At 63.0% G+C, this 13,127-nt stretch carries 11 protein-coding genes; 3 read left to right on the top strand and 8 right to left on the bottom strand.

The genetic code is table 11. The features are described from left to right. Window positions 1-36: 36 nt before the first annotated feature. The 7 genes from ispC to rpsB all read right to left on the bottom strand — a co-directional run bounded on the left by ispC (window position 37) and on the right by rpsB (window position 6,070). Complete coding sequence (ispC, locus tag FS665_RS07570; RefSeq protein ID WP_145185729.1) at window positions 37-1,227, bottom strand: 1-deoxy-D-xylulose-5-phosphate reductoisomerase; 1,191 nt, start codon at window positions 1,225-1,227, stop codon at window positions 37-39. Next, on the bottom strand, window positions 1,224-2,039 hold the full coding sequence (locus FS665_RS07565) for a phosphatidate cytidylyltransferase (RefSeq protein WP_145185725.1): 816 nt from the start codon (window positions 2,037-2,039) through the stop codon (window positions 1,224-1,226). Before FS665_RS07565 ends, ispC begins: the two co-directional genes overlap by 4 nt. Beyond that, window positions 2,039-2,794: a polyprenyl diphosphate synthase gene (gene uppS / locus FS665_RS07560; RefSeq protein ID WP_145185722.1), complete on the bottom strand. Its 756-nt coding sequence runs from the start codon at window positions 2,792-2,794 to the stop codon at window positions 2,039-2,041. The genes FS665_RS07565 and uppS overlap by 1 nt, the downstream gene beginning before the upstream one ends. Window positions 2,795-2,809: 15 nt before the next feature. Then, window positions 2,810-3,367 (bottom strand): ribosome recycling factor, encoded by a 558-nt coding sequence (gene frr, locus FS665_RS07555; RefSeq protein WP_145185719.1) that lies wholly within the window; start codon window positions 3,365-3,367, stop codon window positions 2,810-2,812. After that, complete coding sequence (pyrH, locus tag FS665_RS07550; protein ID WP_088513366.1) at window positions 3,364-4,107, bottom strand: UMP kinase; 744 nt, start codon at window positions 4,105-4,107, stop codon at window positions 3,364-3,366. The genes frr and pyrH overlap by 4 nt, the downstream gene beginning before the upstream one ends. A 177-nt stretch (window positions 4,108-4,284) precedes the next feature. Next, a complete protein-coding gene (tsf, locus tag FS665_RS07545; RefSeq protein ID WP_145185691.1) occupies window positions 4,285-5,148 on the bottom strand; it encodes a translation elongation factor Ts in 864 nt (287 codons plus the stop codon). A gap of 184 nt (window positions 5,149-5,332) precedes the next feature. Continuing rightward, on the bottom strand, window positions 5,333-6,070 hold the full coding sequence (gene rpsB, locus FS665_RS07540) for a 30S ribosomal protein S2 (protein ID WP_060512637.1): 738 nt from the start codon (window positions 6,068-6,070) through the stop codon (window positions 5,333-5,335). Between the two features lie 331 nt (window positions 6,071-6,401). On the opposite strand from rpsB, the gene map reads away from it, so the two are divergent. Genes map through dapC form a run of 3 tightly spaced genes read left to right on the top strand, consistent with a single transcriptional unit; the run spans window position 6,402 to window position 11,153 of the window. Continuing rightward, window positions 6,402-7,184: a type I methionyl aminopeptidase gene (map, locus tag FS665_RS07535; protein ID WP_016712936.1), complete on the top strand. Its 783-nt coding sequence runs from the start codon at window positions 6,402-6,404 to the stop codon at window positions 7,182-7,184. A gap of 39 nt (window positions 7,185-7,223) precedes the next feature. Further along, window positions 7,224-9,926, top strand: a complete 2,703-nt coding sequence (locus FS665_RS07530) for a [protein-PII] uridylyltransferase (protein WP_145185688.1) — start codon at window positions 7,224-7,226, stop codon at window positions 9,924-9,926. A gap of 30 nt (window positions 9,927-9,956) precedes the next feature. Further along, a complete protein-coding gene (gene dapC, locus FS665_RS07525; protein WP_145185685.1) occupies window positions 9,957-11,153 on the top strand; it encodes a succinyldiaminopimelate transaminase in 1,197 nt (398 codons plus the stop codon). A gap of 45 nt (window positions 11,154-11,198) precedes the next feature. On the opposite strand, the gene FS665_RS07520 is transcribed toward dapC, so the two are convergent. After that, window positions 11,199-12,845, bottom strand: a complete 1,647-nt coding sequence (locus FS665_RS07520; RefSeq protein ID WP_145185683.1) for a Na+/H+ antiporter — start codon at window positions 12,843-12,845, stop codon at window positions 11,199-11,201. Between the last annotated feature and the right edge of the window lie 282 nt (window positions 12,846-13,127).

The following is a 13,127-nucleotide window of genomic DNA, read 5'->3' as shown; positions in this document are numbered from 1 at the left end:
ATGACGTTCAGCAGAACCCTGGACATGCGCACGACCTCAACGGCCGTGGCGCCTCAACCACTCGCGCGCCAGCTCGCGGGCACGTTGGTCGGCAGCGAACACGGCGTCCAGCGAAGGCACCGGCACCACCGGTTCCTGGCTGAGCACCTGCTCGATCATACCCGCGATCTCTGGAAAACGGATACGCCGCTCAAGAAATGCCTCGACAGCAATCTCATTGGCCGCGTTGAGCACGGCAGGCGCGCTGTTGCCGGCTTGCGCCGCCTCGCGCGCCAGGCGCAGGCAAGGAAAGCGCTGTTCGTCAGGCGCCTGGAAATCCAGGCGGGCAATGGCGAACAGGTCCAACGGTGCCACCCCGGAGTCAATCCGCTCAGGCCAGGCCAGGGCGTTGGCGATCGGCGTGCGCATGTCCGGGTTACCTAGCTGCGCAAGCACCGAGCCATCCACGTAGTCGACCAGCGAGTGGATCACGCTTTGCGGATGCACCACCACCTCGACCTTGGCCGGCGCCGCATCGAACAGCCAGCACGCCTCGATCAGCTCCAGGCCTTTGTTCATCATGCTGGCCGAGTCGACGGAAATCTTGCGCCCCATCGACCAGTTGGGATGGGCGCAGGCCTGCTCGGGCGTGACGTCGTGCAAGGCTGCGCTTGGTGTCTCGCGGAACGGCCCGCCCGAGGCGGTCAGCAGGATGCGACGAACGCCAACGTGGCGCAGGCCGCGAGCATAATCACCCGGCAGGCACTGGAAGATCGCATTGTGCTCACTGTCGATTGGCAGCAATACCGCACCACTGCGCTTCACCGCCTCCATGAACAGTGCGCCGGACATCACCAACGCTTCTTTGTTGGCCAGCAGCACTTTCTTGCCGGCTTCGACGGCGGCCAAGGTAGGACGCAAGCCGGCAGCCCCGACGATGGCCGCCATGACTGCATCCACTTCAGGCGCCGCGGCCACTTCACACAACCCTGCCTCGCCTTCGAGGACCTGGGTCGTGCAGCCCGCATGGGCCAGGCCATCGCGCAAGCGCGCAGCGGCGTCGGCAGTGGGCACTACGGCGTACTGCGGGGCGTGCCGCACACAGAGCGCCAGCAGCTGGTCGACGCGCGAGTAGCCGCTCAAGGCAAATACCTTGTAACGCTCGGGATGGCGGGCAATCACATCCAGCGTGCTCAGGCCGATCGAGCCCGTCGCACCCAGCACGGTTATGCGTTGCATGTCGCTCACATGACACCCCATTCGGCAGCCCAAAGCAGCACGGCGAACACTGGAATGGCCGCCGTCAGGCTGTCGATGCGGTCAAGTACGCCACCGTGACCTGGCAACAGATTGCTGCTGTCCTTGATGCCGGCGCGGCGCTTGAACATGCTTTCGGTCAGATCACCGATCACCGACGACATGACCACCAAGGCAGCACCCAGCAGGCCCAGCAGGATCTGCCCGACACTCCAGTGGCGGGTGATGCCCACCACCAGGGTGATCAGCAGGCTGACCGCCAGACCACCGTAAACGCCTTCCCAGCTTTTGCCAGGGCTGACCTGCGGCGCCAGCTTGCGCTTACCGAAGGCGCGGCCGGAGAAATAGGCGCCGATGTCAGCCGCCCAGACCAGCACCATGACCGAGAGGATCAGCCAGTTGCCCAACTGCCAGTGCTTGAGCAGCAGCAGGCCCTGCCAGGCCGGCAGCAGGATCAACAGCCCGATCAGCAGCTTGCAGGCAGCGCTGGCCCACAGCTCGCTGCTACGTGGGTAGGTCAGTACCAACCAGGTCGCCAGCCCCCACCAGATCACCGCGGCCCCCAGCACCCAGGGCGCAAGGTCGGGCATCAGGTAGAGCACCATCAGCGCGCCGGCCACCAACGCGGCGTAGGCGATGCGCAACGGCTGGGCCATCAGCCCGGCCAGGCGCGCCCACTCCCAGGCACCGAGGGTCACCACGAAGCCGATGAACAGGGCAAAATCCCCGCCATTGAGCAGGAAGAAGCCGCCCAATGCCACCGGCAGCAGGATCAGCGCAGTAATGATGCGTTGTTTAAGCATTAAGCACGAGCTCCAGCCTCGACCTGCTCGCTGGTCTTACCAAAGCGGCGCTGGCGCGAAGCGAAATCGGCCAGGGCTTTGCGCATGGCCTCGTGTTTGAAATCCGGCCAGTACAGGTCGGAGAAATACAACTCGGCATACGCCAGTTGCCACAACAGGAAGTTGCTGATGCGGTGCTCGCCACCGGTGCGGATGCACAGGTCGGGCAACGGCAACTCGCCCGTGGCCAGGCAGGTCTGCAGCAAGCCCGGGGTGATGTCATCGGGACGCAGGTGACCGGCTTGCACCTCTCGCGCCAGGCGCTGGGCGGCCTGAGCGATATCCCACTGGCCACCGTAGTTGGCGGCGATCTGCAGGATGAAGCGGTTGTTGCCCGCCGTCAGCGACTCGGCCTCGCGCATGGCAGCCTGCAGCTCGGGATGAAAGCGTGAACGGTCACCGATGATACGCAGGCTGATGTCGTTGTCGTTGAGGCGCCGCGCTTCGCGGCGCAACGCCGAAAAGAACAGCTCCATCAACGCGCCTACCTCATCGGCCGGGCGCTGCCAGTTCTCGCTGGAGAAGGCGAACAGGGTCAACACCTCGACCCCGGCCTCGGCGCACACTTCAATCACCGCGCGCACCGCATCGACGCCCGCCTTGTGCCCGGCGACGCCAGGCAGCAAGCGTTTCTTCGCCCAGCGGTTGTTGCCATCCATGATGATCGCGACATGACGCGGCACCGAGGACGGTGCCGCCAGCTTGGACTTTTCCATTGAAAAACCCCGGCCTTAGACGGCCATCAGGTCCTTTTCCTTGGCTTCCAGCGCCTTGTCGATCTCGGCGATGTACTTGTCGGTCAGCTTCTGCAGCTCGTCACCAGCACGACGCTCTTCGTCTTCGCTGATTGCCTTGTCCTTGGACAGCTTTTTCAAGTCGGTCATGGCATCACGACGCACGTTACGCACCGCCACCTTGCCGTCTTCTGCAACGCCACGCGCCTGCTTGGTATAGCCTTTACGGGTTTCTTCGGTCAGCGCCGGCATCGGTACGCGGATGGTGGTACCGGCACTGGAAGGGTTCAGACCTAGATCAGAAGTCAGGATGGCTTTTTCGATGGCCGCGCTGAGGTTCTTGTCGTGGGCGACGATCTTCAGGGTACGGGCGTCTTCGACGGTGATCGCTGCCACCTGGTTCAGCGGCATCTCGCTGCCCCAGGCAGTGACCTTGACGGTATCCAGGATGCTTGGGTGAGCGCGGCCGGTGCGGATGGCCGCCAGGTTGCGACCCAGGGCTTCCAGCGACTTGGTCATGCGCTCCTGCGCGTCTTTCTTGATGTCGTTGATCATGCTTGGCCTTCCTCGATCAGAGTACCTTCAGCGCCGCCCACCACGATGTTCAGCAGGGCGCCAGGCTTGTTCATGTTGAATACCCGCAATGGCATCTTGTGGTCACGGCACAGGCAGATTGCGGTCAGGTCCATCACACCCAGCTTGCGATCCAGGACCTCGTCGTAGGTCAGTCGATCGAACTTCTCGGCATGCGGATCCTTGAATGGGTCGGCAGTGTACACGCCATCGACCTTGGTCGCCTTCAGCACCACGTCGGCATCGATCTCGATGGCGCGCAGGCAGGCTGCGGAATCGGTGGTGAAGAACGGGTTGCCGGTACCGGCAGAGAAAATTACCACATCCCCGGAGTTGAGGTGGCGAATCGCTTTGCGGCGATCGTAATGGTCGGTGACGCCCACCATGGAAATGGCCGACATGACCAGGGCCGGGATGTTCGAGCGCTCCAGCGCATCGCGCATGGCCAGGCCGTTCATCACGGTGGCCAGCATGCCCATGTGGTCGCCGGTGACACGATCCATGCCAGCTGCGCTGAGTGCAGCGCCGCGGAACAGGTTGCCGCCACCGATCACCAGGCCGACCTGGACACCGATCCCTACCAACTGGCCAACTTCGAGGGCCATGCGATCGAGCACCTTCGGGTCGATCCCGAAGTCTTCCGAGCCCATCAGGGCCTCGCCGCTAAGTTTGAGCAAAATGCGTTTATAGCGAGGTTGGCGACCACTCACCTGCTGAGCCATTGCGAGTCTCTCCTGCGGCGTACTTAGAAAATTCGTGCGAGCCGGTTTCGGCACGCTAACTGTAGCGCGGCACCGTTCGGGTGCCAGCGGCGCCAGGTTGGATAAACCTTTTGCCGTTTTGACAAAGAGGCTGCGCGCGTGAGCGGGCAGCCTCTTCGGGGCGACAGACGGGCTGTCTTACTGCTTGGCAGCTGCTACCTGAGCGGCAACTTCAGCAGCGAAGTCGTCGACTGGCTTCTCGATGCCTTCGCCAACCTTGAAGTAGGTGAAGGATACGATTTCAGCGCCGGCTTTCTTGGCCAGTTCGCCCACTTTGACTTCCGGGTTCATGACGAAAGCTTGCTCTTTGAGCGAGGCTTCGGCTTTGAACTTGGTGATACGACCGTTGATCATGTTCTCAACGATGTTCTCTGGCTTGCCAGCGATCTTGTCAGCGTTCAGCTGCAGGAAGACGCCCTTCTCGCGCTCGATGGCTTCGGCGGAGATTTCCGACGAGTCCAGGAACTCTGGGTTCGAAGCAGCGACGTGCATGGCGATGTTCTTCGCCAGCTCGACATCACCGCCTTTCAGGACGACGGCTGCGCCGATCTTGTTGCCGTGCAGGTAGGCGCCGACCACGTCGCCTTCGACGCGCACCAGGCGACGGATGTTGACGTTCTCGCCGCACTTGGCGACCAGGGCTTCACGTGCAGCTTCACGCGAGGCGATCAGCGGCGCTGCGTCGGTGAGCTTCTGGGCGAAGGCTTCTTCCAGGCTTTCGGCAACGAACGTCTTGAAGTCGTCTTGCAGGGCCAGGAAGTCGGTCTGCGAGTTCACTTCCAGCAGGACGGCGGTTTTACCGTCGGTCTTGACGGCGATAGCGCCTTCAGCAGCGACGTTGCCAGCCTTCTTGGCGGCCTTGATGGCGCCCGAGGCACGCATGTCGTCAATGGCTTTTTCGATGTCGCCGCCGGCCTTTTCCAGGGCCTTTTTGCAATCCATCATGCCTTCGCCGGTACGCTCGCGCAGTTCTTTGACCAGCGCCGCAGTAATTGCTGCCATTTCAAAATCCTCTTGGAAAGTTTTTCAACCATTCCACCCGCTCGTCACGGGCGTTAAATTCTGCAAATCGCTGCCTTTATATCAGCTCGCCCATGATGATGGGGCGTTGCTGACAGCAGGATTTCAAGGTGGCAAAAAGGGGGCAAAGCCCCCTTTTCGCGTGCCAAGTAGACGCTAGGGTCTATTACTCGGCAGCCGGTGCAGCCGCTTCTTCAGCGTAGACTTCAGTGCCGCCGGCAACGTTGTTGCGGCCGCGGATGATGGCGTCAGCCATCGAAGTCATGTACAGCTCGATAGCGCGAATGGCGTCATCGTTACCTGGGATCACGTAGTCAACGCCTTCTGGGCTGCTGTTGGTATCGACAACGCCGATGACCGGGATGCCCAGCTTGTTGGCTTCGGTGATGGCAATGCGCTCGTGGTCAACGTCGATCACGAACAGGGCATCAGGCAGGCCGCCCATGTCCTTGATACCACCCAGGCTGCGGTCCAGTTTTTCCAGATCGCGCGAACGCATCAGGGCTTCTTTCTTGGTCAGCTTGGCAAAGGTGCCGTCTTCGGCCTGGGTTTCCAGGTCGCGCAGACGCTTGATCGAGGCGCGGATGGTCTTGTAGTTGGTCAGCATGCCGCCCAACCAACGGTGATCAACGTATGGCGAACCTGCGCGAGCAGCTTGCTCGGCAACGATCTTGCCGGCGGAACGCTTGGTGCCGACGAACATAATCTTGTTCTTACCCTGGGCCAGACGCTCTACGAAAGCCAGCGCTTCGTTGAACATTGGCAGGGTTTTTTCCAGGTTGATGATGTGGATCTTGTTACGCGCGCCGAAAATGTACTTGCCCATTTTCGGGTTCCAGTAACGGGTCTGGTGGCCGAAGTGCACACCGGCCTTCAGCATATCGCGCATGTTGACTTGGGACATGATAGTTCCTTGATAAGTCGGGTTGGGCCTCCACGCGTCCCAATGACCAACCCGCGAATTCATGAATTCGGGGCACCCAGGCCATCGTGTCGACACGTGTGTGGGTTTAAGCTTGCGGGGACGTCCCCGAAAGCGGCGCATGTTATACCACAGACCGCAAGCGAACGGAACCTGCGAAAGCGCTGCAAGTTTCAGGCTGCAAGCTGCAAGGAAAAGCGGGCCGCAGGCGACCCCCTTCTTCCTGGAGCTTGCAGCTTGATCCTCGACGCTCTGATAGAATAGGGGCTTTCCCGTTTGTTCGCGCCGTTCGCGGCGCCGTAGAGAGCCTGTAATGACCGTTACCATCAAGACCGCAGAAGACATCGAAAAGATGCGCATCGCCGGCCGCCTGGCCGCCGAAGTGCTGGAGATGATCGAAGAGCACGTCAAGCCTGGCGTCACCACCGAAGCGCTCGATCGCCTGTGCCACGACTACATCGTCAACGTCCAGCAGGCTATCCCGGCGCCGCTCAACTACAAGGGCTACCCGAAGTCGATCTGCACCTCGATCAACCACGTGGTGTGTCATGGCATTCCCAATGACAAGCCACTCAAGGACGGCGATACGCTGAACATCGACGTCACCGTGATCAAGGACGGCTATCACGGCGACACCAGCCGCATGTTTCATGTCGGCACCGTGCCGGTCTGGGCCGAGCGCCTGTCCAAGGTCACCCAGGAATGCATGTACAAGGCCATCGAGCTGGTCAAGCCGGGCTGCCGCCTGGGCGACATCGGCGAGGTGATCCAGAAGCACGCCGAAAAGAACGGCTTCTCCGTGGTGCGTGAGTTCTGCGGCCATGGTATCGGCAAGGTGTTCCACGAGGAGCCGCAGATCCTGCACTATGGCCGCGCCGGCACCGGCATGGAGCTCAAGGAGGGCATGACCTTCACCATCGAGCCGATGATCAACCAGGGCAAGGCCGACACCAAGGTGCTGGGCGACGGCTGGACCGCCATCACCAAGGACCGCAAGCTCTCGGCGCAGTGGGAACATACCCTGGTGGTGACTGCCACGGGCTACGAGATTTTCACCCTGCGCAAGGACGACACCATCCCGCGCACCTCGGCCTGATAGCAGCCAAGGGCAACCCTCATACAGGAACGCGACGCGATGCCCCAGGTGGATCCCGAGCTGTTCGACCGCGGTCAGTTCCAAGCGGAACTGGCCCTCAAGGCGAGCCCCATCGCCGCCTTCAAGAAAGCCATCCGCCAGGCCGGCGAGGTGCTCGACAAGCGTTTTCGCGCAGGTGGCGAGATCCGCCCGCTGATCCAGGCGCGCGCGTGGCTGGTCGACAACATCCTGCAACAGGCCTGGAACCAGTTCGACTGGGGCGAGCCAAGCGGTATCGCCTTGGTCGCGGTCGGCGGCTATGGCCGTGGCGAGCTGCATCCGCACTCGGACATCGACCTGTTGATTCTGCTCGGCGCTGCCGAACACGAGCTGTACCGCGAAGCGATCGAACGCTTCCTGACCCTGCTCTGGGACATTGGCCTTGAAGTCGGGCAAAGCGTGCGCACGGTCGATGAGTGCGGCGAACAGGCCCGCGCCGACCTGACGGTGATCACCAACCTGATGGAAAGCCGCACCATCGCCGGCCCCGAGGCGCTGCGTCAGCGCATGCTCGAGGCGACCAGCACCGCGCACATGTGGCCGAGCAAGGAATTCTTCCTGGCCAAGCGCGCCGAGCTGAAGGCCCGCCATCACAAGTACAACGACACCGAATACAACCTCGAGCCCAACGTCAAGGGCTCGCCTGGCGGCCTGCGCGATATCCAGACCGTGCTGTGGGTGGCACGCCGTCAGTACGGCACGTTGAACCTGCACGCCCTGGCCGGCGAGGGCTTCCTGCTGGAAAGCGAGAACGAGCTGCTGGCGTCCTCCCAGGACTTCTTGTGGAAGGTGCGCTATGCCCTGCATATGCTCGCCGGGCGCGCCGAGGACCGCCTGCTGTTCGACCACCAGCGCAGCATCGCCGACCTGCTCGGCTACTGCGACGACAATCCCAAGCGCGCCATCGAGCAGTTCATGCAGCAGTACTACCGGGTGGTGATGAGCATCAGCCAGCTGTGCGATCTGATCATCCAGCACTTCGAAGAAGTCATTCTGGCAGACGACGACAGCGGTGCCACCCAGCCGCTCAACACGCGCTTTCGCCTGCACGATGGCTACATCGAAGCGGTCAAGCCGAACGTCTTCAAGCGCACGCCCTTCGCCATGCTGGAGATCTTCGTGCTGATGGCCCAGCACCCGGAGATCAAGGGCGTGCGTGCCGATACCGTGCGCCTGCTGCGTGAGCACCGGCACCTGATCGACGACAGCTTCCGCAACGACATCCGCAACACCAGCCTGTTCATCGAGCTGTTCAAGTGCGAGATCGGCATCCACCGCAACCTGCGGCGCATGAACCGCTACGGCATCCTGGGCCGCTACCTGCCGGAGTTTGGCTTGATCGTCGGGCAGATGCAGCACGACCTGTTCCATATCTACACCGTCGATGCGCACACCCTGAACCTGATCAAGCACCTGCGCAAATTGCAGTACACCCCGGTGTCGGAAAAATTCCCGTTGGCCAGCAAGCTCATGGGTCGCCTGCCCAAACCCGAACTGATCTACCTGGCTGGCCTGTACCACGACATCGGCAAGGGCCGTCAGGGCGATCATTCCGAGATCGGCGCAGTGGATGCGCAGAAGTTCTGCGAGCGCCACCAATTGCCCGCCTGGGACAGCCGCCTGATCGTCTGGCTGGTGCAAAATCACCTGGTGATGTCGACCACCGCCCAGCGCAAAGACCTCTCCGACCCACAGGTGATCAACGACTTTGCTCTGCATGTGGGCGACGAGACGCGCCTGGACTACCTCTATGTGCTGACCGTGGCCGACATCAACGCCACCAATCCCAGCTTGTGGAATTCCTGGCGCGCCAGCCTGCTGCGCCAGCTTTATTCGGAAACCAAGCGCGCGCTGCGCCGAGGCCTGGAAAACCCACTGGATCGCGAGGAGCAGATCCGCCAGACGCAATCGGCGGCGCTGGACATTCTGGTGCGCGGCGGCACCGACCCAGACGACGTCGAACAGCTATGGTCGCAACTGGGCGATGACTACTTCCTCAAGCACGATGCGGCCGATGTGGCCTGGCACAGCGATGCCATCTTGCAGCAACCGGCCGATGGCGGGCCGCTGGTGCTGATCAAGGAAACCACCCAGCGCGAATTCGAAGGCGGCACGCAGATCTTCATCTACGCCCCCGACCAGCACGATTTCTTCGCCGTGACCGTGGCGGCCATGTCGCAGCTGAACCTGAACATTCACGACGCGCGGATCATCACCTCCAGCAGCCAGTTCACCCTCGACACCTACATCGTGCTCGATAACGATGGCGGCTCGATCGGCGACAACCCGCAGCGGGTCAAGCAGATTCGGGACGGCCTGACCGAGGCACTGCGCACACCGGAGGACTACCCGACGATCATCCAGCGCCGGGTGCCGCGCCAGCTCAAGCACTTCACCTTCCCACCGCAGGTGACCATCCTCAACGATGCGCAGCGCGCCGTGACCATTCTCGAGATCACCGCACCCGACCGCCCCGGCCTGCTGGCGCGGCTTGGGCGAATTTTCCTGGAGTTCGACCTGTCGCTGCAGAATGCCAAGATCGCCACCCTCGGCGAACGCGTGGAAGACGTGTTCTTCATCACCGATGCCGACAACCAGCCGCTGTCCGATCCGCAGCTGTGCAGCCGCCTGCAGGAAGCCATCGTGCAGCAGTTGCAGGCCGGCCAGGCCAGTGAAGCCAGCCCGACCCGCCTGACTATTTAACGATTAGACGATTGACGAGACCTTGCGCCGATGAACCATGCCCTGACCCAGCTTCAGCCCTACCCGTTCGAGAAACTGCGCGCCCTGCTGGGCTGCGTGAAGCCTGCGGCCGACAAGCGTGCCATCGCCCTGTCGATCGGCGAGCCGAAGCACCAGTCGCCGGCTTTCGTCGCCCAGGCCATGGCCGATAACCTCGACAAGCTGGCGGTGTACCCGAGCACCCTGGGGCTGCCCGCCCTACGCCAGGCGATCGGTCAATGGTGCGAGCGGCGCTTTGCCGTGCCGGCCGGCTGGCTGGACGCCGAGCGCCATATTCTGCCGGTCAATGGCACCCGCGAGGCGCTGTTCGCCTTCACCCAGGCCGTGGTCAATCGCGCTGAGGACGGTTTGGTGGTCAGCCCTAATCCGTTCTACCAAATCTACGAGGGTGCGGCCCTGCTGGCCGGCGCCACGCCACATTACCTGCCGTGCCTGGAAGACAACGGTTTCAACCCCGACTTCGACGCCGTGCCGGCCGAAATCTGGCGGCGCTGTCAGATTCTTTTCCTGTGCTCGCCAGGCAACCCCACCGGCGCCCTGGTGCCGATGGACACCTTGAAGAAACTGATCGCCCTGGCCGACGAGCACGACTTCGTGATCGCCGCCGATGAATGCTACAGCGAGCTGTATTTCGACGAAGACGCGCCGCCACCTGGCCTGTTGAGCGCCTGCGCTGAGCTTGGCCGCCGCGATTTCGCCCGCTGCGTGGTGTTCCACAGCCTGTCCAAACGCTCCAACCTGCCAGGCCTGCGCTCGGGCTTCGTGGCAGGCGATGCCAGCATCATCAAGCCGTTCCTGCTGTATCGCACCTACCACGGCTGCGCCATGCCGGTGCAAACCCAGCTGGCCAGCATCGCGGCCTGGCAGGACGAAGCGCATGTGCGCGACAACCGTGATCAGTACCGTGCCAAGTACGATGCGGTGCTGGACATCCTGCAACCGGTACTCGACGTGCAGCGTCCAGATGGCAGCTTCTACCTGTGGGCCAAGGTGCCGGGCGATGATGCGGCGTTCACCCGCGATCTGTATGAAACCCAGCACGTGACCGTGGTGCCAGGCTCGTACCTGTCGCGGGAAGTCGGCGGCGTCAACCCCGGCGCTGGGCGCGTGCGCATGGCCCTGGTCGCGCCGCTGGCCGAATGCATCGAGGCGGCGGAACGGATCCGCGCGTTCCTGCAAGGCCGTTGATGGACGCGGGGCGCGCACAGCGCCCCGCTGGCAGCGACCCCTGCGCTACCTGCCCTGCCCCAGGTTGGCCTCTGCCATGTCCAACTCGCCCAGCACCTTGCGCACGACTTCATCACCGACCCGATGCCTGCGGTGCAGCTCGTAGAGCTCCAGACGCTGGGCCCGCAGCGCCTTCAAGCGCAGGCGCCGCTCAAGCTGATCCATTTGCTGGGCCAGGGCGCGCGCCTCATCGGTGTCGTCGAAACTCTCCAGTGCTTCGCGGTACTCGGCCATCAAGCGTGCCTTGAGCTCGGTCGCCAGGGTTGCCTGCGCGGCATCTGGCGCCGTACCAGCGTCGATGACCTCTTCGGCTTCCAAGGCATGGATGGCCGCTTCGGCGGTCAGCTTGCGCGCCGCGTCGACTTCCTGCTGCAGGCGCTCATCGGGGCTCTTGTCGACGCCGCGCAACAACAGCGGCAGGGCCACGCAGGCGCCGATCAGCGACAGCAGGATCACCCCTGCGGCGATGAAGATGAGCAGGTCGCGCTCTGGAAATGCGCTGCCAGGGGCGATCAACAAAGGCACCGACATGACCCCCGCCAAGGTCACCGCGCCACGTACGCCGCCGAGGGTCAGCAACCAGCAGGAACGGGCCGTGGGTACCAGCACCAACGCCGGCTTGCCGCGCCAGCGGCGAATCACCCCAATGCTGCGCCAGATGCTCTGCACCCAGACGAAGCGCAGCACGATGAGCACAGCGAAGATCGCCAACACATCGAAACAGCGATAGGCCAGGGTCGGCCACAAGGAAGTTTCGTGGCTGGCCACCGCCTTGACGATGTCCGGCAACTGCAAGCCCAGCAGCAGGAAGATCAGCCCGTTGAAGGCAAACTCCAGCAACGACCACACGCTGCGGTTGAGCAAGCGGGTGCTGGTCTGGCGCGGCAGCAAGTCGAGCCAGCTCTGCATCATGCCAGCGGCCACTGCAGAGAGAATCCCCGAGGCGCCCAGGCGCTCGGCCAGCACGTAGGCAGCGAATGGCAGCAGGAGCATGAATACGACGTGGGTCGCTGGGTCGTCCCAGCCCCGGGCGATCATCCACATGCGCAAGCGGCCCAGCAGCCAGCTCAAGGCAACGCCCAGGGCCAGCCCGCCCAGCGCGACCAGGGCGAAGGTGAGGCTGGCGTCGGCCAGGGAGAACACACCGGTGATGGCCGCGGCCAGGGCGAACTTGAAGGTCACCAGACCCGACGCGTCATTGAGCAGCGCCTCACCTTGCAGCATGTGCATCAAAGGCGTCGGCAGCCGGCCCTGGGTGATGGCCGACACCGCCACGGCATCGGTCGGCGACAGCACTGCCGCCAAGGCGAAGGCCACCGGCAACGGGATATCGGGCAGGATCCAGTGAATGAAAAAACCGGCGCCGATCACCGTGAACAGCACCAGCCCCACCGCCAACGCCACCACTGGCCCGCGCAGGCGCCACAGCTCGCGCTTGGGGATGCGCCAGCCATCGGCGAACAGCAGCGGCGGCAAGAAGAGAAAGAGAAACAGCTCAGGGTTGAGGGTGACGTGAAAACCCAGGGTCGGCCAGGCCAGCAGCGCGCCGGCGCCAATTTGCACCAACGGCAACGGCACCGGAAGCACCCTCCCGACCAGCTTGGAGACGCTCACCAGCATCAGCAGGATGAGAACGGTATAAGCGGACTGCATACGGCGAGGTTTCCTCTGAATCCAGTAACAACGCGACAGGCGTCTGGCGACACCTGGGCGATTCCAATCGACATGTTAAGACACAACCTTTGCAACAAGCCGCTGCACAAAAGTCGCAGCTGCTCGCCCCGCGCTCGCAGTGGGCAACTACTGCACCGGCTTGCACCGCGTGCGAAAGGCAACGTCGGCCCACGCCCGGTCGCTTGCGACGGCCACAGCCGTGGCGCTCGGGCAGTCGTTCCCGCATAATCGCGCGACTGACATCGACAACGGAGAATTGAG

This window comes from Pseudomonas sp. URMO17WK12:I11, from assembly GCF_007677725.1.
GTDB lineage: Bacteria > Pseudomonadota > Gammaproteobacteria > Pseudomonadales > Pseudomonadaceae > Aquipseudomonas.
The sequence above is the reverse complement of the archived record's forward strand: the minus strand, read 5'-3'. Positions and strand labels throughout refer to the sequence as shown.